Source organism: Nocardia mikamii NBRC 108933 (assembly GCF_001613505.1).
Classification (GTDB): domain Bacteria; phylum Actinomycetota; class Actinomycetes; order Mycobacteriales; family Mycobacteriaceae; genus Nocardia; species Nocardia mikamii.
This window is the reverse complement of the sequence record NZ_BDCM01000002.1, coordinates 227,424-251,304: the sequence shown is the minus strand read 5'-3', so window position 1 is coordinate 251,304 and position 23,881 is coordinate 227,424. Positions and strand designations below refer to the sequence as shown.

Genomic DNA, 23,881 nt, shown 5'->3' with positions numbered 1-23,881 from the left:
TCGGATCCGAACTATATGACTCCGTCGCGTCCCGCACCACCGCCGCCGGTCGGTGGTGGTGGCAGTTTCCGCGACCCCTCGGATCCGAATTACATGACCCCGTCGCGTCCGGCGCCGGCTCCGCCCCCGCCCGCTGACCCGGATGAGCCGAAGGATCCAGGGAGGCCGTTGGGGCCGGGCAAGGATTATCGCGCGAAGTCGCGACCGAAGAAGGTGCCGGACATCGGTCCGATGCCGGCGCACTACGACGCCCCGGACGCGCCGGGCGAGGAAGCGTGGCTGGACGCGGCCGAGCCTCCGCCCTCGCCGCGCGCGGCGGCCTCGGACGATCCGGGCGCGGACGATCCGGGTGGGGGCGATCCGAATGTCGACAAGCCGTTCCAGATGTAGGCACTCAGGTAGGGACTGACAATGGCGGAGAAGATCGAGGTGGATGTCGACGCGCTGACCAGAGCCGCCGACCTGCCCGAGGACGTCTCACACAAAGTGCGAGGCGTGATCGATACCCTGCACAACACTCTCACCGGAATCGAGAACGACTCCACCAATCAGCCGTGGGGAAACGACAAGTCCGGCAAGAAGTTCGCCGACGGCGACAAGGGATACAAGGCGACGCGGGCCAATATGGTCGACGGCGGCTACGGCATGGCCGATGCCCTGTTCCAATTCGCCGAGGGGGAGCGTTCGGCCGCCGACCAGTTCAGAGCCGCCGAACAAGGTTCCACCGAAGGTCTCGGAGGCTGATCGTGACGTTGCCGAACGCGGATACCACCGAGTGGACCCAGATTTTGGGTGCGGCGAATTCCGGTGTGCTGCAATTCGATACGAAGGACATCAAGGCCGCCACCGATGCCGCGGCGCAGCTGATCGCCAATCTGGAGGCATTGGCGCAATCGGTCCACGACACTCGCGCGCACGAGGTCGGCGCCTTCAGCATTCTGCAGTCCAGCCGCGATCTCGCGGGTGTCTACAGCAATCACGGTGCGGCACTGTACAACTCGCTGATGACCCATGCGAATGTGGTTCGCGACCAGTTCGACACCTTCGTCGCCGCCGGTAAGACGTTCGCCGCGCACGAGAACAGCTCGACGTTCAATTTCGACACGATCGCCAAACCCAAGGACGTCACCAGCAATGTGACGCCGCCCAAACTCTCCTCGAACGGGGGAAGTCTGGTCGCCGACCTCAATCAGGATTTCGTCGACGACAGCTGGTCGATGCCCAGTTTCCCCGAGGCGATTCAGGGCTACGGCGGTAAGACCGATTCGGTCACCATCAACATCGAGAATCCGGACAGCCTGGACTGGGACCAGATGATCCAGCTGGGCCAGACGATTCACGCGCAGCCACCGATGGATCTGTCCGGGTTCTGGGATTCGATGTCGAAACTGATATCGAGCAATATGGCCACCTACGCGGACCAGATCGCGAAGTTGCAGGCCAGCTGGACCGGCACCGCGTCGGCCGCGGCGGTGACCGCCGTGCGCAATTACAAGGACAGTACGCAGGACCTGATCGACGCCATCAAGGTGACCGGTGCGAGTTTGCGGTACACCAGCGACTGGCTCGAGGCGACCCGTAAGTCGATGCCCACTCCCGGACAACCGGAGAAGACGGGCTGCAAACATCACCACACCGACGAATACCGCGCCAATTACAAGAAGTACTACGCGGATCCGATGAAATCGACGATCTCGACGATTCCGACGATCGCCATTCCGGGGCAGACGGGCGGTGGCAGCACGTCGGGCAGTGGATCCGGTTCGGGCAGCGGTTCGGGATCGGGTAGCGGTTCAGGATCGGGTAGCGGGTCCGGGAGTGGTTCGGGTTATGGCAGTGGTTCCGGCTATGGAAGCGGATCGGGTTATGGCAGTGGATCCGGCTATGGAAGCGGATCGGGTTATGGCAGTGGATCCGGCTACGGCAGTGGGTCCGGGTACGGCAGTGGTTCCGGGTACGGGAGCGGGGCGGGTTACGACAGCGGTTCCGGGTACGGGAGTGGTTCGGGTTACGGGAGCGGTTCCGGGTACGGGAGCGGTTCCGGGTACGGCAGTGGGTCCGGGTACGGGAGCGGTTCCGGCTACGGCAGTGGGTCCGGCAGCGGCGCCACATCGCAGCAGCTGCAAGCGGCCTACGAGCAGGGCTACGAGGCCGGATACGAAGAGGGGTCGCACAGTTCGGGTTCGGGCAGCGGTTCCGGCTACGGGGGCGGCTACGACAGTGGTTCGGGCTACGACAGTGGGTCCGGGTACGGCAGTGGCTCCGGCTACGGCAGCGGCGAGGGCTACGGCGGCGGCCAAGGCTATGGAAGTGGCCAAGGCTATGGGAGCGGCGAGGGCTATGGGAGCGGCGAGGATTACGGGAGCGGCGAGGACTACGGCAGCGGTTCCGACTACACCGGCTCGGGTTACGGAGGTGGCACGGGCGGCGGTTACGGCGGCGGATCCGGGGCGAGTTCGGGTTCCGGCAGGACGAGCAAGAGTTCGCAGATCCCGAGCGACTACGACAGCATGCCGGGTAGTGGCGAGTCCAACCAGCAACTCCCGAATCTGAGCGACCTGCTCAATTCCGCCGGTCTCGGTGACACCGGCGGATCCTCCGGCGGCAGTTCCGGTCCCAGCAGCACGCCGTACTCGGGTCCGAGCGGCAGTGGCACCGGATCGTCGACCGGTACCGGATCCACCTCGGGGACGGGTTCGTCGACGATTCCGTCGAATCTCGGCAAGACTCAGCAATCCGGGGCCGGCGCGGCCAAGAACGGCCAACAGCAACTGCCGTCGCTCGATGATCTCCTGTCCGGGCTTGCGGGAGAACAGGATACGGAAGCCGGCACCGGTACCACCGGCGACAGCCTCGGTCAGACGGTGCCGTCCTTCGGTGATTCGGCGACGACGGGAAGTTCGAATCCGCTGGAATCGCTGCTCGGTGGGACAGGTACGACGAATCCGCTCGAATCGCTGCTCGGCGGGACCGCCGGGGGTTCCAACCCGCTCGAATCGTTGCTCTCGGGCGGCGAACAGGCGCTGAACCAGCTCGGGCAGACCGCCCACGACAGCCTGACCGGCCTGGGGCAACTGCTGTCCGGCATACCCGGATTCGATCAGTTGCTGGCGAGCAATCCGGAGCTGAGTCATCTCCTGGCCGGTATCCCCGATCTGGACCAGTTGGTGTCGGGCTCGACAGGGTTGGATCAACTACTCTCCGGCAATCCGGATCTGAGCCATCTGCTCTCGGGCATTCCCGGTCTGGATCAACTGTTGTCGGGCACGGGCGCCACCGATCCGCTGCCCTCGCTGGCGGAACGGCTGCGGGACCTCAGCCACACGCCGGGTATGGAGGGGCTGTCGGATATCGCGGCACAGCTGGATCCCGGTGGCGGTGGTGACAGCGCCGGTGGCGGGGGCGCCGATGCGGGGGGAGCAGGCGGTGGAGTCGGCGACGGTACCGGGCCCGACGATGCGACGTCGCCCCGGCAACTCGACCAAGCGCGGCAACCGGACAAGTTCCCGCGCGCATCGCTGCCGGCGGACGTCTCCTCCTACGGTGCGGGGCAGCACGATTCGTACGACCAGCAGGCCGGTCAGCCCGGACAACCGGGTCAGCCCGGTATGGCGGGGACCCCGGCCTCGAGTGCGGGCAATTCCGGACCGCAGGGCCAGCATCGGCGGCCGAAGTATCTGACCTCCACGGACTGGCTGGACGACGCGATGGGCGACACCCCGTTCCGGGTCAAGCCGGTGATCGAACCATGAACGAGGACATGTGAACAGGTGGACTCTGACGGACCTGGAATTCAAGGTGTTGTGCGACACCCGATTCTTCGGTCTGGTCCCGTCGATGTTCAGCATCACCAGCCGCATTCCGTATCTGGACGACTACGAACGCGAATGGCGCCGCACCCGAGCGGAATTGGAGAACCGCGGCGACAGCGCCTTCGAAGCGATCGTGGACACCATGGTGCTGCCGGAGGTGCTGGTCGGCGGGGAGGCATGGGAGGATTCGGATTTCGACAATCCAACCAAGCGGGTGCGCTTCTACGCCGGGCGGCTTGGTTCCCGCGGGTTCGTGGTCGTCCAGTTGCCCGGCGAAACCCTGAAACATGCCGAAGGTTTCACCATTACCGCCTGTGATCCGCGGGCGCTCGGTGAGACGGTCGTCGGTCTGCTGCCGGCGGCCGAACCGGGCCGGCGCGGACCGATCGAGATCGAGATCGGCGAGAGCGCGGGCCGGCCCTCGGGCGGCGGTTCCGTGGTCGCCGACGACGATGACGACGACCGCGGCCTCACCAGCGCGGCCTTCTTCGACCTCCCCGCGGCTCACACCGGCACCGTCCGACTGACGCAGGGCAGATCGAAATTCGGTCCGCGCGGGCGTATCTCGGTCGCCCGGCTGTGGCGGGATCTGCCCGGCGACGGTCGCTACGTGATTCCCCTGGAGGAACCGGCGCCGGTAGCCGTCGGGATGGGGTCGGCAGGGTTGATCGACTGGATCGATACCGAGGCCGAACACATCGTGCAGCGGATGAACGACTATCAGGAGGTGGACGAGTGAGCGCGCCGCTCACGCCTCGAGCAGCAGCGTGACCGGCCCGTCGTTCACCAGGGAGACCTGCATGTGCGCGCCGAAGCGGCCGGTCGCGACGGTGGCGCCGAGGTCGCGCAGTGCGGCGGCGAATTCGTCGACCAGCGGTTCGGCGACGGATCCGGGCGCCGCGGCCGACCAGGACGGCCGGCGGCCCTTCGCGGTGTCGGCGTAGAGGGTGAACTGGCTGACCACCAGAATCGGCGCGCCGAGGTCGGCGGCCGAGCGCTCACCCTCCAGAATGCGCAGACGAAACAGCTTGTCCGCCAGACTTTTCGCGAGTGCGGCGGTGTCGGTGCCGGTGACACCCACGAGGGCGAGCAGGCCGTGCGGCACTCCCATCGCGGGCGGGTCGATCTGTCCCACCACCTCGTCGTCGACCGTGACCCGGGCCGAACTGACGCGCTGTACGAGGATTCGCATGCCCTCCATCATCGGATACCGGCCGCCGAGGCGGTTTCGCGGTGGCTTCCGGGACCGGCCACCGGGTGTTCACGTCGGCGCCACTGACGATTTTCCCGCGACTGCCATCGTCGAAGTCCAGCGTCGACGGGCGCCGGCCGGCAGTGCGATGGAGGGACGGACGATGGCGGACGAGATCGAGGTCGAGGTGGCGAAACTCCGCACGGCCGCCGGGAAGACGCAGGATGTGCGCGACCACATCGAACAGGTGCTGACGACATTGCAGGGCAAGACCACCGCGTACGGAAACTGCTGGGGGGACGACAGTCTGGGCAAGCAGTTCGCGGGCACCGGCAGTGGCGACGGCTACCTCGCCGCGCACGACAATATGGTCACCGGCGCGCGCAACTTCTCCACCGCCTTCCAGAAGTTCTCCGACGGCCAGAACGACAGCGCCACCTATCTGGAGACCATGGAGCACGGCAACACCTACGGCTTCAAGTGATCGACCAGCCGCGGATCGAGTGCCCATGACGAACGAGCATATGAAGGCCGAGCTGGCCGGAATCATCGGCGAGGCCAAACAGCAACTGCGCGTGATCGCCGAAATTCAGCGTGACCGTGCGGAATTGACCGGCACCGCGTCGGTGCGCAAGAACCGGGTCACGGTCAGCGTGAATGCCGACGGCACCGTCATCGAGACCAAATTCGGCGCCGGGATCGAGGATCTGAGCTACTCCGAGATCGCCCGGGCGGTGACCGAGGCGGCCCAGCAGGCGTCGAAGAACCTGGCACAGCGGCAACGCGAATTGATGGCGCCGCTGCAGGAACGCCGGGCCCGGTTGCCCAAACTCACGGATCTGATCGAGGGCATGCCGGATATGCGGTTGCCGACGGCGCCGGAACCCTCACTGGCGCCGCCGGATTCGCCGGAACGTACGGCCGCCTACGGCGAGGACGAACTCCGGTTCGCGGATGCGGAGACCTATCCGGTCGAACCGGAACACCGGGTCACCGACTCCAGTTGGTGACCCGGGGTAACAGCGCATGATCGAGTTTCCCAGCTGGCTCGAGTGGCTGGGTGCGGCCATCGGAATGGAATGGCCGCACGGCAACGAAGACGATATGTGGGCGCTGGCGGGCGACTGGCACACCGCCGCCGGCGAGCTGCGCGAAATCCTGAGCCTGATGGACGACGCCAAGTCCGCGACGTTGGCTGCCTATCCGTCCGGCGACGGCCAGCAGCAGATGATCGACACGTTCGACAGCATGCGCCACGGCAAGGATTCGCTGGAGGCGCTGGCGGGATACTTCGATCAGGTCGGGGACTCGGTCTACGGCGGCGGTACGCAGATCGAATACACCAAGCTGATGTTCTATTCGACGCTGGTGATCACCGCCGCCGATATCGCCGCGGTGTGGATCTTCCCGCCGACCGCTCCCGCGGAGGAAGCAGGCATCATCGTCGCGACCCGCGTCGCGGTGCGGATGATGATGCGCCGGGTGCTCGACGCGATGGCCGGCTGGGCGGGCCGGCTGGCCGAGAACGCGTTGGTGCGCTTCATGTTCCGGCATGTACTGCTGAACGCGGCCCTCGGGGCGCTCCAGGATTTCGCGGTGCAGCAGTGGCAGGTGTGGGAGGGGCACCGCAAGAGCATCGACTGGCAGCAGCTCGAGGTCACCACCTTCGCCGCGGGTGTCGGTGGCGCGGCCGGTGGCGCCTTCGGCGAGGCGATGGGCAAGAAGTTCGGCAACGCCTTCCGTAACGAGGTCGGCGATGTCACTTCGAAGTGGGGCGTCAATCTGACCCGCGCGGGAATCGGCGCCGGATCGGGCCTGGTCAACTCGGTGGCGGCCTTCGGCGGCTCGGTCGGCTGGCAGTTCGCCTCCGATCTGGCACACGGTGATCTGGACACCGCGCTGAAGAACCTGAAGAACACCCACGTCGATTGGCGTATGTTCAGCGCCGGTGCGATCACGGGCGGGGCGTCGGCGCTGAATCACAATTTCGCACACAGTCATTTCGAGAACTCGCCGTTCTGGAAGCTGAACGCGCCGCGCGTAGATCTGGGCAATATCGGGGACCTGCACGGCTTCACCCACGACGGCACCGTGCCGAACGCGCACGTCGACCTCGCGAATGGTAACGGCACTGTGCCGCACGATGATTCGGCCACCGTAGCGGGCGGCGAGCGGGGATCTTCCGGACCCGGACGCGGCGGGCCGGTGACCGACGGTCACGACAGTCACGCGGGTGCGCCGACAACGACGGCGGGCACCCACGAACGCCCGGCCGCGGAGGCCGGTGGTTCGCCGGAACAGACTGCGCCACCGGGACGTGCGGACACCGACGAGGTCGCACCGCCGACTCCTGCGTCGGAGCGCTCCGGGACGGAGGGCGCGAGTTCGCCGTCCGAGTCCGCGACATCCGGTGGCCCGGTATCCGACTCGTCCTCAACTCGCGTCGTTCACGACGAAACTCTCGGCGGCGCACACGATTCCACGACCACCGATACCCCGGGAGGTCAGAGCGGCCGTCCGCACGAGACTGCGACGACATCCGGATCCGAATCGGCGTCCCATGCTTCGGCTGCCGCTCCAGCCACGAGCGAAGGGGCCGCCGGCCCTGCCGCGTCGTCCGGCCCGGCCGAGTCGGCGAGTTCCGCCGCCGCGTCGGGTCCGGCTGCGTCGGGCCCGGCCGAGTCGGCAAGCCCTGCCGCCGCGTCGGGCCCGGCGGCGGCTTCCGGCCCGAGTACCGGGACGAGCGCGTCGTCGGGTCCGAGCGCGTCGAGCTCGGGAGCCTCGACAGGTTCCAGCCCGACAACCGGCGCATCGGCGGGATCAACTTCCGCTTCCGGAGCCTCGCCGACCGACGCCCGCGGACCCGCGTCCGGCGGTGCCGAGACTCCCCGGACCGGCGAGGTGCGCGGTCCCGACACCAGAACCACCACCGACGGACGCGCCGCCTCCGATCTCGGCCGAGGCGCCGCCACCGACGCCCGGCCGCAGGGCAGAGCCGGTGCCGCCGACGCGTCCACGGCCCGCCCCGCCGATCCGCGCGTGCAAGCCAAGGTCGGCGACTCCGAGGGCCCGCGCGCCGCGAGCCGAGCCGGCGCGAGCGAGGGCGAGCGCGTCACCGCCAAACCGGACCGCGCGGACACCGCCCAGCCGCGAGACCGCGCGGATACCGCCCAGCCGCGAGACCGCGCGGACACCGCCCAGCCGCGAGACCGCGCAGAAACCGCCCAGCCGCGAGACCGTGCCGCTGCCGGACCGCGCACGGACCAGGGACGCGGAGCCGAGTCGGCGCGCGGTCCGGGCGACCGCTCCGAAAACCCCCGCACGCCAAGCAAATCCGATCACCCCGCCGCACCGAGGCCGGACCGGGCAGCAGCCCGCGACGAGAGCCGAGAGCAGTCCGCCGATCTCGGGCGTACAGACGGCCGAGATCCGCGCGATTCGACCGAGCCCGCACCACGGGACCCCGAGCGGCGCGAGGCCGACACGGCGACACCGCGCGATCGGGACGAGGCGTCGCAGCGGGAGCCCGAGCAGCGTGACACCGACACGTCCGCCCCGCGCGATACCGACAGCGCCGAGCCTCGAGTATCCGAGCATGCCGGTCCGAGGGATGCCGACCATGTCGGCCCGCGTGATTCGAACGGTGCACTCCCGCACGACGAGCGTGTGCCGTCTCGCGAGTCCGACCAGGCCGGACGAAGCGCAGACGAGTTCGTTACCGCCCGCGACGCCGACTCGTCGGTCCCTCGGGATGCGGATACCGCCGTTCCCCGCGAGGCCGACTCGTCGGTCCCCCGCAATGCCGATACCGCCGCACCGCGCGATGCCGATACCGCCGCACCGCGCGATGCCGATACCGCCGCACCGCGCGATGCGGATTCGGGCATGCCGAACCGCGCGGACGAGCCGGGGGTGCGACACGATACGGCCGACGACGCCGCGGGTACACCGCGTGACGACGCCCGCGATCCGGCGCGAGACCGGTCCCACCCGGACAACTCGCGCGCGGAACAGGATGGCACGCAGGAGAAATCGTCCGCAGCGAGCGAACCGCGACGGCGCCCGGCGGCCGATACGAACCACGACGGTACGGTGCGCAGACCGGTCCGCGACGAGGCCGGCGAAGACGGCGTCCGGCACGACCGCGACGACGCGAACGGTGACCGGCCCGAAGACCGGCTGGTGCCGGGTGCTCCGCCGATGCCGGCGCAGGTCGGCGATCATCAGCCGGTGCGGTCCGGGCGGAGCGAGCAGCCCGATCACACCGGTGCGCCGGATGCGGCGAAACCGGCCACCCCTCGTCCGGAGTCGACCCGCGGTCGCTGTGCCGAATTGGCGCTGAAGCTGATTCGCGATCTCACCGGTAGCAAGACGATCCGGCTACCCGAGCGGGCGGTCGGGCCGGAAGGTATGACCGCCGCGGAGGTGCAGGCGGACGCCGGTGGGCGGATGGTGAAGGTCGGCGATCACGACGCGATCGCGCGGCGCCTCTCGCGGATGCGCAAGGGTGCGTCGGCACTGGTGGTCGACGGCTATCACGCCGGTCCGGGCCGCCGAGTCGTCGGTGCGCACGCCTATGTCATGGTCCATGAGGGCGGCGGGCGGATCGTGGTGCGCGATCCGAGCACGGGGGTGGTGACCGACCACCCGGCGAGCGTGCCCGCGGATCTGCACGACACCCACATGATCCTGTTCGACCACCGTGGGCGTCCCATCCATCCGCTCACCCCGGAACACCGCGAAGCCCTTGCGCGACAGCGGGATCCGTCCGCCGTACGGATTCGGCAGGCGCTCGACGACAATGTCGGCCGCGTCCACGAACTGCTGCTTCGAACACCCACCGGCAGACGGATTCTCGGCGAACTCACCGATCGCCGCTATCGCGAGCACATCGATCAGGGCTCGCACAGCGACGGCAGATCCGGGTCTTTCCGGCGCCGCGACATCACGGCGGTTCTGTACGCCGAGGGACGCGGCCAGATCGCTCAGGCACTGACCCTCGCGCACGAGAGCGTGCACGCCGAGCGTTATCTCAACGGCGAATCCCCCGCCGACCGTCCCCTCGAACTCTCGCGCGACGACTATGTGCGCGAGATGGTGCACGAGGAGGCGATGGCCTCCGGTCGCCGATTCCAGTTGGCGGCGCAGTTGCGCGAACTCGGCTACGACATCGCCGAACATCCCGCCGAGGTCGCCTATCGCCATGCCTACGAGCGCGCGCTGCGCGGACTAGAGGGCCCGGGAGCGCACGAGATCGCGCACGAGGTGGCGGTCGACCATCTTCGCAATTATCTCGAACATGTCCCGCCCAACGACAGCGGCCGGACCTACGCCGATCACTATCGCGATATCTGGGATCGCGCGCACGACGGCGCCCGCGTTCCGACCGATCAGAGCGTCCGCTACGTGCCGGACGACCCGGTGGTCCGCGACCGCATCCGCTCGGCCGCGCTCGAACGGCATATCGCCACCGTGCGGTTGAACGAGCATGCGCAGGAGCTGGCTCACGTCGCCGACCGGGTGGCCGATCGCATTCCCTACGACCCGACGATGCGCCGGGATATGGTGCAGCACTTGATCTCCGATCAGTTGCGCAATATCGGCCGTGAACTCGGGCACGACGGACCGGCACCCGAGCGGCGCGCCGAGTTGCGGCGGCTGGCCCACGATCTGCGTCGGATGTCGGATCTCGTCGATCGCCATCACAACGCCCTGGCCGAGGTCGACCGGCTGCGGGCGAGTGCCGCGGCCGACGTCGCGCGGCGGCTGCTCGGCGACATGATCGCCGATGCCCCGGGTGCCGAATTGTTCGGTGATCACTTCGCGGTGATTCCCGGTGAGCCGGAACGGATCATGGTCGCCGCGGCGCCCGGCGATCACGAGCGGGTCATGAGGGCGGCGCCGCCCGAGATCGTGGAGCGACTGGCCCGCCCCCGTGTCGAGCCCGAACACCTGAACGTCGACACCCGTCACAACGGCGAGATCCGTTACGAGCGGGTCGATCAGCCGGGACCCGCCCGGGACGAACCCGCCGAACCCGTCGAGCCGCAGGACCTCGCGGCCCAGGCGTCCGAGGCGATCGTCGGCGAGCTACGGCGGAAGCTGGCGGAGGTGCCGGTGGGCGCCTGGGCGGTCGACACCCTGCACGCGCGGGGCGTGACCATCGAACACGACTCCGGCGGCGGTCATCGGTACGAGCCCGCCCGCAACCGGCTCACGCTCGACATCGGTGGCACCGACGGCGAGCAGATGGCCGCCCTGGTTCATGCCGCCATCCACGCCGAGCGGGCGCACGAGCGCAGCACCGGCGACGGTGTGCTCGACCGCGATCGGATGTCACGCGACGACTACGTCTCGCACATGCTGGACGAGGAAACCGACGCGCACGCAATGGAATACAACGCGCTCGCGCAACTGCGCGAGGCGGGCCACGATATCGCGACCAGCCCGCTCGAGCGGATCTACCGCGACGCGTTCACCGCGGCTCGCGAGCGGGCGGCCACGCGGGACGATCTGCCGGGTGATGCGGCGGCGCGGGCCGCCGAACTGGACCGGATCGCGAACCGGGCCGGCGTCGACGCGATCCGCCCGGCCATCGGTGATCACGCGCCCGACGGCGGGGCGAGTTACGCGCACGGTTACGGCGAAGCATGGGATTCGGCGCATCCGCCCCGCGAGGATGCGCCCGCCGGGCAGCGGCCTCGCCCGTCGGCCGGTCCGCCCGAGCCGCGCGACGGGGGCGGGGCCGGCTATACCAATCACTACGGCGGCGACACCGCTTACGGCATCAAGGGATGGGTGAGCGAGAGCGGCGTGCTGCACGTCGAGGTGCATGTCGGCCCCGATACCCCGTCCGGACGCGAGATGTTCCGGGATCTGATGAACGAACTCGGCGACCGCGTCGACGCGATCCAGGCCGAATGGTTCGACGGCGGGGCGTTGACCGACAATCTGGACAGTTTCAATGCGGGAGTGCAGGAGGGGCTCACGCCGGAGGAGGCCGCACGCCGAACCTTCACCGGCACCCTCGCCGAGGAGCTGGGCTACACCGAGGTCACCTTCGGGGATCCGGATCTGCCGGGCGACTCCGGGCTCGAAGGACGGTTGGGTGAGAACACCGGCGTCACAGTACTTTTCCGGCATCCCGAAGGGTCCGACGGCGCACCGCACGTGGACAGTCCGGAGTTGCCCGACGGTGCCGGTGGTGCGGGTCGTCCGCCCGGTGAGACCCCCACGCCGGGTGCGGCCCCCGGTGAGCCACCGCGGCGCGCCGAGCTCGTCGTGGCCGTCGACGGTGAGCACGTGCGGCTGCGGCTGGTCGCCGACGGCGGCGGGCGGTGGCGGGTCGAGTCCGTGGAGCCGGTCCGGGAAGGTGAGCAGGCGGGCGGCGGTGAGGTCGAGCCGGCGAAGCCTGGCCGGCTGCGTTCGCTGTGGCAGCGGTTCACCGGCGGGTACGAGGGGCACTATCCGAAATATCCGTCGGGCAGTGGTCAGGACGGCAAATATCAGACCGAGATGACCGAGGATTTCGGGCATCTGCTCGACATCCACGCGCTCGAGACCCTCGGCGACCACGACATCAGCATCAACTACGCGCGGTTGCTGAAGGAATCGTTCACGCTCTGGATCAACCGGGAGCACGTGCCGCTGCTGAACCACCTCACCGCTCGGATGGATCTGCAAGCGGGCGAACACATTCCGATGCACGCCCGCGACGGGCGGGAGTACGCGTACTGGAACGAGGACGCGGACCCGGCCGAGGTCGCGGCGATGCACAAGTATCTGCGCGATATCGGCCTCGGCCATCTGGTCGACGAATCACAGCCGCACGACCTACCCGGCCGTGCCACGCCGCAACTCGGCGAACCCGAAGCGCCGCACGGCAATCCGGCCGACGACTTGCGTGCCGCCGCGAATCGTCTGGGCATCGAGCTGTCCGATATCAGTCCGGAAACGCTGCGCCGCGCACTCGATACCGCCGAATACCAGAATGTGCGCCGGGCCGCCGTCATCGAAGCCCTGCGCGACGCGGCACATCGCTACAACGCCGAACACGCCGATATCCCGTACCGGCCGCAGTCGATCACCGACCACAATCCGCTCGGGCGGTTCCTCAAGGAAGTGATCATCGCTCAGGGCGACGATCCCGGCCTGCTGAACTGGCGCGGCGTGAACAACGGCGCCGAATCGGGCCGCGACTTCGACGTGCTCAACGTCGAGAACCCGGACGAGCGCATCGAATACGATCCCGACGACGAGTCGGGCCGCGACCAGGGCCTACGGACGTATTTCGAGAATGCGCTGCGGCGCGACCAGATTCGCGACGAACGCGCGACCTGGGCCGACCTGCTCGCCGCCGAACTGTCCCGGCTCGAACCGGATCAACTCGACCGCGCAGTGAACGAGCTGTGGGACGGAGTGCACGAACGTGCCGGGGAGATCCGCGATTTCGCCGACCAGGTGGCGCAATTCCGGGAACGCTTCCCCGCCAACGATGTCCGGGAGTTGCCGCCACGGCGACCGGGCGAGCCGGGCCGGTTGGTGATCCTCGACGTGCACGGCGACCACGAGCAGACGCTCGCCGGCGCGCTCGATCGCCGCCCCGGGCTCGCCGCGCGCCTCGCCAACGGCGAGGTGCGGGCGGAGAAGTGGACCGTCGTCGTCGACGCGAACAATCAGGCGCACGTCCGTCACCTCGGCGATATCGAGGGACGGGCGATCTCGGTGGACGTCGAGGGCAGGCATCTGGACGGACTGCTGGTCCGCGACGCCGACGGCGACTGGCACGTCACCCAGCCGCCCGCCGAGGCGGCCCCGGCCGCGCCGCACGCCCGCACGCCGGACGAAATCCGTTCCGTGCGAGACGATCTCGCTCGCGAGCTCGGCCTGGACCCCGAACAGATCAGCCCAGAACTCATCGAACACGAACTGCGCGCCAACGATCTGCGCGCCCTCCAGATCGAGGCGCTGCTGGACCACGCGCGCAGCAGCGACGCCATCGAGTCCTTCCACGATCTGGCCAACGCGCGCGACCGGCTCGCTCAGACCAGCGGTATCAATGACGCGCAACACGCGACACCGGAGCGGGTCGCCGAGTCGATCGCCGACCGCGGTACCCGCAACGCACTGCGCAAACAGCAGGTCGAGCAGCTGGTCAGGTACTACGACAAACTGGCGAGCTATGTGAAGGGGCGCGGCGAGGATCCGGCTCACCTGGTCGAGGCCCGCGACCACCTCGTGCGTGCTCTGGGCGGCGAACCGGAGGACGTTTTCCCGAGGAAGTACTCGAAGGAACTCGACTATCAGCGGAATCCGCAGGGAATCGACCCCGGCGAACTGACCTCGCTGATCCGCGGGCGGCTCCGCGACCCCGGCACCGCCGCGGCGCTCACCGACTTCATCCGGACCCTCGCGGACGCGGATCCGTTCACGAACGGATTGCGTTTCGACCCCGCGACCGATCCGCGGGTATTCGACGGTGAAGTGCCGATGCACGATCCGGAGGCGCTGACCCACCTGCGGGAGATCATCGGCGACGGGCAGCGGCTGTTCGGCACGCCCGACCCGGATCAGCCCGTCGCGTCCGGATCGCGGCCGAATCGCGATTGGGCCCGGCTGCTCGGCCACGACCTCACCGACGCCACGCCGGAACAATACGTGCGGGCCTACGAGGCCTACCGCGACGGCAAGATCGAGAAGCACGAGCGGCTCACCCCGGCACAGCGGGAGCAGGTGCAGCGCGAACTGCGCGACGAGGTGCGGCAGCGGGCCGCCGACCTGCGGGCGCTGGCGGAACTGAACGACCGCTACCACCGGGCGGTCGCCGACCTGCCGGAGAACCGGCAGGCGACCATCGATCGGATCAGCCGGGAATGGGCGGCGGCGTGGACGGAGCGTGAACGGGCCCGCGACTACATCGAGGACCATGCCTACGAACTCCGCGTCACGCCGGAGGAATTGCTGTCCGACGACCTGAAAGACGGTTCGGCCCTGCACGATCTGTTCGGCGAACTCGGGTCGCGCACCGTCCGGGGTGAGAATCTCGCCGACTATCGACGGCGGTTCGAGGAGTTCACGCGCAGGTACGAAGCGCTGTTCGAGGCGACACGCAGATTCCACGACAACGATGTGCGGGTCGCGGATCTGGACGCGGAACTGCGCGCCGCCGTGGAACGCGATGTGGAGCTGTCCGAAGGTGACGACGGGGACGACGGCGCGGCCGCCGCTCCGCCGCAAGGACCTCCGTCGAAGCCGCCCAGTTCGCCGGGCGAGGGTGCGCAGCCGCCGGAGCCCGAGGGCGGGGACCCCGACGGTGCCGATTCCGGTGCGACCGCACCCGCGCGTATCGAAACGCCCACCGAGTGGGGCATGCGGATCCGCGCGGAGAACGCGAGCTGGGACGCGCGCATGGCGGCACGGCATGCCGTGCGCATGCGAGAACTCGCCGACGAAATGGTCGCGCGCGATCCGGACGGCCCCGAAGGCGCCCGGTCCTGGGCCGCTCGGATGCGCGCCGATCAAGCGGAATGGGAAGCGCGGCAGACCGCCCAGCACGCCGACTGGCTCTGGAAGATCGTCGGAGACCACCGCGGGCCCACCGAACCGCCTCCTCCGCCATCGGACAGCGGGCCGAAACCTGCTGCGCCCGAACCGGAATCGGGTACGCGGACAACAAAACCGGACGGCCCGTTGCCGGAAGGTGGAGACGCCGCGGTGCGAAAGCCGGACCCCGAGGATCCGGGGCTCGGGGACGCCGCCGTACCGAAGCAGCCGGCCGATGCCGGTGAGCCCGCGCCGAAGACGGGTGACGACGCACAGGCGAAGCCGGAAGGGACTGCGCCCGACCGGAAGCCCGAGGCCGCGGACCCTGAACCCGCCGGGAAACAGCCCGAGTCGGGCGCGGATCCGATCGACGCCGCGCTCGCCCGGCAGGATGCGGCTCACAACGAGTTGCGCCGGATCGCAGGGGAACTCGGCCTCTCCGATCACGGCAGCGCGCGCGATCTGGAGGCAGCGATCCTCCGCCGGATCGAGGAGGAGTCGGCCGAACACCAGGCCACCATCGCCCGGAACGATCTGCGTCCGGACCAGTGGGCCGCCGCCCGCGATCGGGCCCAGCAGCGGCTGAACGAGCTGTACCGCCTGCGCCGCGAGATGATGCGCGCCGCCCGGGACTACCAGGCCGCCCGGATCGAGGAACGGCAACTGCGGGCCGCGAATCCCCAGCGTGCACAGGGGTCCGGCGAGCGAGCGTCCGCCGACGGTCGCCGCCCTGCCACCGAACCCGGTGACACCGACGCGCCGGATGCAGAAGGCTCCGTCGTGAGTCGTGCCGCGCAGCGGACCGCCGATGAGGAGGGTTCTGCCGCGAACCGTGGCGCCCGAAACGCGTCCGATGAAGGTGCTGTGGCGAAGCGCAGTGAACAGCCGACGCCCGGAGTCGAGGGTTCCGACACGAAGTTCGGTGAGCAGCCGGCGGCTGGTGACGAATCTGTCGCGAAACCTGATGAGCAGCAATTGCCGACTGTCGATGAGCGGCCCGCCACCGAACGCGGAGACGAGGGCGAGGAGCCGGGTGCCGATTCCGATGGCGACGGCACGGGTGGCTCGCCCGCGAGGCCGGGCGGCGACCGGCCCGGTGGCGCGGCGCCGCAGGCGGAGGCGGAACCAGGTGCGAAACCCGCATCCGATGGGGCCGGTGGTGGGACCGATGGCGGCGCCGGTGGTAAGCCTCCGGCGGGTGGAGGTTCGGACGACGGCCGCCCGCCGGCGGATACGGGCGACGGCTCCGAAAACCTGCCGGTGCAACAGGATTCGGACAACTTGCCGCTCCAACGCCGGTCGGACCCGCCGGCGCCGCACGGTGGCGGACGGCCCGCGCGCGAAGCGTGGCACCAGAACGGTCCGCAGCGTGAGCATCGTCCGGTGACGCGTGCCTTGCGTAAGGCGCTGCGAGATCTGGCGGATGCCGGCGCTACGCGGGCCCGCGCCTGGACGCGAATGACCGCGCGTGCTCATGATCTCGGCTTGCGGCCGGAGGAGATGCGGCGCGAACTCCTGCGCGAGACGATCGCCCGCACCGCCGATGCCGCCGGCACCGCGCCCGCGATCCGCGGCGAATTGCGCGATCTGCTGGGCGATCTCGACCGCGGCGCGCCCCGGCTCGAGGTGGATCGACGCGCCGCGCGCCTGGGTGTGCCGCTGGCGTCCGACCATCAGGTCGCCGATGCGATCCGCGATCGGCTGGCACCACCGGCCCAGCGGCGTGCCGAACTGTCCATCGAACTCAACGATCGCCGCACCGTCGACCTGGGCCGGCTCGAGCGGCTCGCCCGTGAATTCGGCGTCGATCCGGAGGGCCTGTCACGGCCGGAACTGCAACGCGCGGTCCGGGATGCGGTGAACGACCATCGCGACACCATCTCCGAGCGGCAGCGCCGCGCGACCGTCGAACTGGTGGACCGGTATCGCACGGCGGCGGCGAACGAATCCGCTCGCCGGGCCGCCTCCCAGCATGCCGCCGAACGCGAAATGCTGCAGCTGCGGGCCGGTTTCGACGATCGTGGCCCGCGAATCTCCGGCGTCTCCTATCGTCGCTTCCGTTTCGACGCCCCCAACCACATGCGGGTGGACGGCGCACCGGGCGAGCGCGGCCGGTGGGTCGGGGTCGGCGCGGGCCGTGATCCGGAGCTCCGGTTGCCCGCGCGGGAGCGGGTCCGGTATGCGGCAGCGGGGTTCGACGCCGTCTACTACCGGCTCGAACTGGACCACAACGGCCGGATCTGGGTGAGCGAGCACCATCCGGCGTCGACGGAACCCGTTGCCCCGCGGCCGGATCCGGCGCGCCGACCCGGTGACTGGATCGCCGGTGGCGACGAGCACGAGCACGAGCCGAGCACCCGCGCGCTACGCAGACAGTTGCGCGACCTCGGCGCGGAGCTGGGCCGGCGAAACGATCAGGTGGACAAGAACTTCGCCAAGATCGTGCAGCTCGCCGAACATCTGGGCATCGACGACGCCTGGCGGATGCGGCCGCGCGAGCTGGCCGGTGCGGTGCGCGATCTGATCGTCCAGCGCCGGGCGCGGGCCGACGAACTGTGGAACCGCGCGGACATCCCACGGGCCGATCTGCGGAAGTTCTTCGAGGACCGCCGCGCCGAGGAAGCGCGGGCCGAGGAGACCGAATCGCTCGGCAAGGCCCTGCTGGGGCTGTTGCGGGTGCACGATCAGACATTGGTGGCCGCGCGCGACCGGGTGGCGGCCGACGCCGCACTACTCGCCGCACGCGATGTCGTGGCCGGCCACGACGGCATTCCGCTGGATGCCGACGGGCGCCCCGTGAACCCGGCGAATCCGAAACCGGAAGTGGCGCGGCTGGTTCCGGGCCGCGACGGCGCACCCGACCGGCTCGTGATGGTGGCGCCCGGCGCCGATCCGGATCATGTCCTGGATCCCGCTGTCCGCCGCGCACTGCTCGGCGACGACGGCGAATTCGTATTCCAGCGGGTTCGCGTGGATGCCGACGGACACGTTCGGTTCGACGATATGCACCAGCCGCCACCGGAACTCGACGGAGGCGCTCATCGACCGGCCGAACTCGAGCAGCCGCGGCGGACCGGAACCGAGCCGCAAGGGCCGGAATCCGCCGTGCCGCGTGCGGACGGCGCCCGACCGGCGCAGACCGCGCCGGTCGCCGACCCGCAGGCCGCACTCGACGCCAAGGTGCGCGAACGTGCCCATGTGGCAGCCGATCTCGAGTTCTGGCGCACCAAGGTCGACCATCGCCTCGACCCGTTCGGCGATGTGGATCTGAGCCGCAACCGTTGGTCGGAAACTCTGCGTCAGTTGCGCGGGGACACCGGGCGCTACGTCAGCGACAGCGCGGGCCCGGACAGTCCCGACGTCGCCCGGCACGAGCAGCTCAATCCGGAGCAGGAGCGCGAACAGACCGACCACGCCGACAAACTGGCCGAGGCGTTGGACCGGCTGTTCCATTTCGAGGACCGGCTCGACGCCATCGACCGCGAGATCCACGATCTGGAGCAGCGCGGCGCCCGCCACGACGCGTCGCAGGCCGAGGCGGTCCGCGACGAACTCGGCCGCGTGGCCGACGACCATCGCGCCGCGGTGCAGCGCGCGAAACCGTTGCGCCGCATCAGGGATGAGTTGTCGAGGCTTCTCGGCGACCCCGCGCAGCGCACACCGGAGAACCTGCGCCGGCTCGCCGACGCCGAGGAAGCGGTGGAGCGCGCCGAACACGAGATCGACCGCTTCAACGACGAGCGGGTCGCTCTCACCGGTGCGTGGCCCGATGCCGTCGCCGATCACTGGCGGGCTGCGATAGGCACGGATGAGCCGCCCGCAGTGCGCCGGATCGGTGAGAACGTGTGGGTGGACCACGGTCGTGCACCCGACGAGGACGGCAGCGGCGGCCGCCCGGCCCGCTTCATCGTCGTCGCCGGACGTGCCGGATTCGACCATCCGGACGTTCCGGTGCGTGCCGACGATCCGGCCGGTCCGCGCCGGCCCGCCGACGATCGATTCGATGCTCCGCTGTTGGATGCGCTGGCCCGGCATCCCGATCTGGCTCCGCTGCTGAAGGATCCGGCCACCACCATCGATCGGCTGACGGTCACGGGTGAACTGGCCGGCGGCGATCGCGACGGCGCCGGCCAGATCCGCGCGCGGGTCGAGACCATGGCGCCGGTGGAGATCGAGCGCACGGGGCTGCCCGCGCACGGCCGCCTGGGCGAGGACACTCTGCCGTTCGCCGGCGACACGATGGTGCGCTGGCGCGGCGCCGACGGACAGTGGCACGACACGAGAGAGGGCCGGGCCCGCGGTTTCCGCGCCTACCAGCCGGAACTGCCACGCGGAACCAAGCTGGACAAATACTGGCAGAAGGAGGTCGACGGCTGGCGGCTGCCGCCCAAGGGGTGGGCGGCCTTCGGCGGTACGGACAACTCCCACATCCCGTACCGGCAGCGCGAGGAGAAGATGCCGGATGGGTTCAGCGGCACACTCGGCGCCGAACCGTTCCAGAACATGGTGGAGCCGCTGGTACTTCGGCTCCTCACCGATCACTGGCCGGAACTGAGCTATGAGCAGATCCTGACGCTGAGCGAAGCCGGCCGCGCCGAACTGTGGTGGCATCAGGGACCCGGTCCGAAACCGGAACCACCGCCGGGCTGGGACGAAGAGGCCCATCACGGTATGCCGCTCGACGGTGCGCTCTACACCATCGGCAAGCGGTGGGTGCAGCTCTACGACATGGCTCGCAAACACCCGTGGGTGCTGGGTCCGCTGCAGCGCCGGCCGGAGATCGGGGAGTGGGTGCGCGGGCACACCACCTGGCTGCCCGACGGCGCGTTCGATCCGGATCATCCGGTGCTGCGCAAGATCCCGGTCGTGCGCTCGTTCCGCGGCTGGAAGGGCTGGCGTGCCGGGCCGCGGATCGATCTGCAGCCGCCGCATCGGCCGTGGTCGGCCGCCGATCACGTGCCGCCCCGCGACCGGGTGGAGTGGTCCACACCGCGTCAGGACCGTGATGTCGCGCGCTGGGATGCGGTGCAGCGCTGGGCCGATCGCGTGATCGGGCGGTTCGCCGACGATGCCGGCAATGCCGATGTGCACCGGATCGTCGACCTGCTGTCCCGGGCGCGCGATCCGCTGCTGGACCCCGCCGATCCCGGCGGCGCCCGGCTGGAGGCGCTGAATTCGGCGCGGCATCCGGACGGCACTCCGCTCACCCGCGCGGAACTGACCGAGCGCATCCAGTTGGTCAAGGACCACCTCATGCGCAACGAGATGTGGGTGCGCGACCATGCCGATCCGACGGGCCGGATGGTCAAGAAGACCTACGACCGGCTCCCGCACGTGGCCGACGCCTGGCTGCGGCTCACCGGCGAAGGCGACGGCGACGGCCGGACCACGCCGTACAACGAAGATCTGCTGCTGCTCGACGACGCCTACGTCGAAGCCAAGTACCTCGCCGACCACGACGACGCCACCTGGCACGACGCCGACCTGGAAGCGGCCCGGCACGGCTACGACTGGGACACCAACCGGCGCCGCCTGAGCGGACATCTCGTGATCCGCGACGGCGTGCCCGTCCATCCCGACGAATTGCCGTCCGATGCGCCCGAGCACGACGGCGACAAGACACTGCGGATGTCGCGGATTCCCTACGCGGTCGACGCACTCGCGCCGGACCCGTCGTGGCTCTCGCCGCGTGAACGCCGTGCCGCCGAGATACTCGACGAAACCGATGCGCGGCAACGCTTCCCGGGACTGCCACATGATCCGGTCGCGGCACTGAAGGAACTGGCGGCGCGCGCTGCGGGACCGCTGCGCGCCCTGCCCGCCCCCGGTGCCCGAGACCCGCTGCTGGATCTGCTGCTGCGTGCCGGTCGCGTGGAACAGCTCGCCGACGCCGCCGACCCGGGCGAGCGCTTCGTCTGGGCCGAACGCCTCGGCGAACCCGAAGCCGCGGTCGAGCCGAGGCAGCTGCCCGACACTCTGCGGCGCCTGCGCGGCGATCTCGCCCGCCGATTGGACGACCTCGATACAACCGGGCCTGATGATCGGGCCGGTGAGCCGGATCGGACCCGCCCCGCCCTCGATGGCCCGGACGCACCGCGACCCGCCCTCGGGGACGGCGCAGACGAGACGGGGACGGAGGGAGGCAGTCGGAGCGAGCCGAAGGGTTCCGACGAGGGTGGAGAGCGTCCGGTGGCGCCGGTGCGCGCCCGCGATTCTTCGGAAGGTGAAGGGGGCGAGCCGAATACGGAACGAGAGTCGGCCGGTGACGCGGATTCCGGGGAATCCGGACAGAAGGGAGATCCGCAAGGGGACCGGACGGAGGTACCGCGCCCCGCGCAACCGCGCGGCGGTGGCCGGCGCGGGGCCGGATCGGACGAAGGCGGAACGGATTCCGAGTCCGGAGACGATGGTTCCTCGGGTACCGGCCGACGCGCTGGGCAGCAACCGCCGGACGGTGGCGGGCCCGATCGCGCGGGCACGGCGAACCCGCGCGCTCGCGATCCGCGCAAGCCGTACATCACGCCGGTCCCGCACGTCCCGCACAACGCTGAATTCGAGTGGCCGGACTACGCGCCGAAACCCATCGACGTCAACCTCCCGCCCGCACCGGTCCCCACCCCGCCACCGCATCAGCCGCCGCCCCATCAGCCGCCGTCACCCCACCAGCCGCCGCGAAAGCCCGGTCCGGGACAGCCCGGCGTAGGCCATCACGCCCCCGGCGGTGGCCATCACGGTCACGACCACGATCACCATGGTGATCACGGAGGGCACGACCGCGGCCACGATCACGGCCATCGCGACCACGGTCACCACGATCACGACGAGCGCGGGCACGACGACCATGGTCATCACCACCACGGACACGATCACGGCGGCGATCACGGCCATGACCATCACGACCACGATGGTCGCGGTCATCACGACCCCGACGGCCACGGTCATCACGACCATGACGGTCACGGTCATCACCGCCACGGTCACGCTGACGGCAACCACCACGGTGGCCCGCAGCACCACGGTCCCGGCCATGACGGCGGGCGCCATCACGACCCCGACGACAATGAGCGTCCAGGTCCTGGCGACTGCGGCCCGAGGCACCATCCCCATGACCCCGACCGTGCGGGTGACGGTGGCGGCCATCGTGGTGGTGACGGCGGTTCGCATGTCCGGCCTGATGGGCATGACCGCGCGCCCGGTAGGGGTCAGTGCTCCTCGGGTACGGATGTCCCACGAGTTCCGGTGCCGGATTCGCAGGCCCGCCCGCACATCCCTGTACCGCCGTGGCTTTCGGATGCGGCAGACGGGCCGGGCGATGGAGGTGGGCAACAGTTTCCGTCGCGCGTGAAGCCCGCCGGAACCATTCCCAACCCGTTCGGTGCGCCGCTGGGCGCGGGGCGTCCGACTATCGAACCAACTGTGCCGCAACATTTTCCGCCACAGTCGGCGCTCTACCCGAATGCGCCCGTCGGCAATTCGCCCGCAGTGCTTCCCCTGGATCACGGCGAGTCCGGGAATGGCAGTGGCGATCGGTACGGCACCGATAATGGTCACGGCACTGCTTACAACCCGGGAGCCGGGAACGGGTACGGCACCGGTTACGACCCGGGAGCCGGGAACGGGAACGGCACCGGATACGACCGAAGATTCGGAAGCGGGAACGCCCACGATCGGAAGTTCTCCGTGGATCGCCCCTTCTCGCTCGGCGATACGGGCGCGTCAGGACACGATGCGACGCAACGAGATTCGGTCACAGCAGAGCAGAACAACCTGCCCCAGAACGGTTTCCCGCCGTTCGCTCCACCGATGCCGAACGGCGGCCACCCGGCCTCCGCCTCGGTGCGCCACCCCGTACACCCGAGCGCTTCGCCGGCGCCCGCCGCACCCCGCATCCTGGTGCAGGAGTTCAACGGTCATCGTTGTGCGGAGGTCGATCCGCTCACCGGATCGCTGCATGAGGCGGCCGAGCCGATGGGCCCGTTCAGCGGGGTGTACGGCGATCTGGACGGTGTGGAGTTCGTCTTCTTCCGCACCGACGATCGGCTGTTCCTGCGCGTCGCGGGGCAGTTGATCGATGCCGACGATCTGGCGGTCATCGTGCACTGGCAGCGCGCCGGGCGCCGGCATACCGAGTTCACCGTGACCCGGGCGGGACTGGCGGTGTGTACGGTGCGCTACCGCCAGCGCAAACCGGAACTCGACCTCGGCTTGTGGATTCGCGATGTGCTCGACAATCCCGCTCGCCGTACGCAGATCTTCGCCGAAGTCCGGGGTGTGCGATGAAAAGCGCAGCACCGCACACTGTTACCGAACATCGCACCGATGAGGATGTCCGCAG

At 69.4% G+C, this 23,881-nt stretch carries 7 protein-coding genes and 1 pseudogene; 7 read left to right on the top strand and 1 reads right to left on the bottom strand.

The genetic code is table 11. From position 1 onward, the window contains the following. The 4 genes and pseudogenes from NMI01S_RS35595 to NMI01S_RS01615 all read left to right on the top strand — a co-directional run. Positions 1–390: pseudogene (locus tag NMI01S_RS35595) on the top strand (hypothetical protein); the annotation flags it as partial. 21 nt (positions 391–411) lie between these two features. Beyond that, positions 412–744 (top strand): hypothetical protein, encoded by a 333-nt coding sequence (locus tag NMI01S_RS01625; RefSeq protein WP_036498223.1) that lies wholly within the window; start codon positions 412–414, stop codon positions 742–744. Positions 745–746: 2 nt separating this feature from the next. Next, positions 747–3,752: a PPE domain-containing protein gene (locus tag NMI01S_RS33670; RefSeq protein WP_063920624.1), complete on the top strand. Its 3,006-nt coding sequence runs from the start codon at positions 747–749 to the stop codon at positions 3,750–3,752. A gap of 10 nt (positions 3,753–3,762) precedes the next feature. Further along, positions 3,763–4,551, top strand: coding sequence for an ESX secretion-associated protein EspG (locus NMI01S_RS01615; protein ID WP_062994237.1), 789 nt, complete (start codon positions 3,763–3,765; stop codon positions 4,549–4,551). Positions 4,552–4,560: 9 nt separating this feature from the next. Here NMI01S_RS01615 and dtd read toward each other — a convergent pair whose 3' ends face one another. Further along, positions 4,561–5,004, bottom strand: coding sequence for a D-aminoacyl-tRNA deacylase (dtd, locus tag NMI01S_RS01610; RefSeq protein ID WP_062994274.1), 444 nt, complete (start codon positions 5,002–5,004; stop codon positions 4,561–4,563). 163 nt (positions 5,005–5,167) lie between these two features. Here dtd and NMI01S_RS01605 point away from each other — a divergent pair, with 163 nt between their 5' ends. From NMI01S_RS01605 to NMI01S_RS01595, 3 genes are read left to right on the top strand one after another with little or no spacing between them, the layout of a single operon-like run. Beyond that, positions 5,168–5,488 carry a WXG100 family type VII secretion target gene (locus NMI01S_RS01605; RefSeq protein ID WP_157126003.1) on the top strand — a complete coding sequence of 107 codons (321 nt, stop codon included), beginning with the start codon at positions 5,168–5,170 and terminating at the stop codon, positions 5,486–5,488. Positions 5,489–5,513: 25 nt separating this feature from the next. Then, a complete protein-coding gene (locus NMI01S_RS01600; protein ID WP_062994235.1) occupies positions 5,514–6,014 on the top strand; it encodes a YbaB/EbfC family nucleoid-associated protein in 501 nt (166 codons plus the stop codon). 16 nt (positions 6,015–6,030) lie between these two features. Next, the gene (locus NMI01S_RS01595) at positions 6,031–23,826 is read left to right on the top strand and encodes a WXG100-like domain-containing protein (protein ID WP_062994234.1); all 17,796 of its coding nucleotides are present in this window, start codon (positions 6,031–6,033) and stop codon (positions 23,824–23,826) included. Positions 23,827–23,881 lie beyond the last annotated feature (55 nt).

What these genes read in the sequence shown, in the direction of transcription:
- NMI01S_RS01595 (WP_062994234.1), top strand. Translation starts at nt 6,031, where the DNA reads ATGATCGAGTTTCCCAGCTGGCTCGAGTGGCTGGGTGCGGCCATCGGA.
- NMI01S_RS01600 (WP_062994235.1), top strand. Translation starts at nt 5,514, where the DNA reads ATGACGAACGAGCATATGAAGGCCGAGCTGGCCGGAATCATCGGCGAG.
- NMI01S_RS01605 (WP_157126003.1), top strand. Translation starts at nt 5,168, where the DNA reads ATGGCGGACGAGATCGAGGTCGAGGTGGCGAAACTCCGCACGGCCGCC.
- dtd (WP_062994274.1), bottom strand. Translation starts at nt 5,004, where the DNA reads ATGCGAATCCTCGTACAGCGCGTCAGTTCGGCCCGGGTCACGGTCGAC.
- NMI01S_RS01625 (WP_036498223.1), top strand. Translation starts at nt 412, where the DNA reads ATGGCGGAGAAGATCGAGGTGGATGTCGACGCGCTGACCAGAGCCGCC.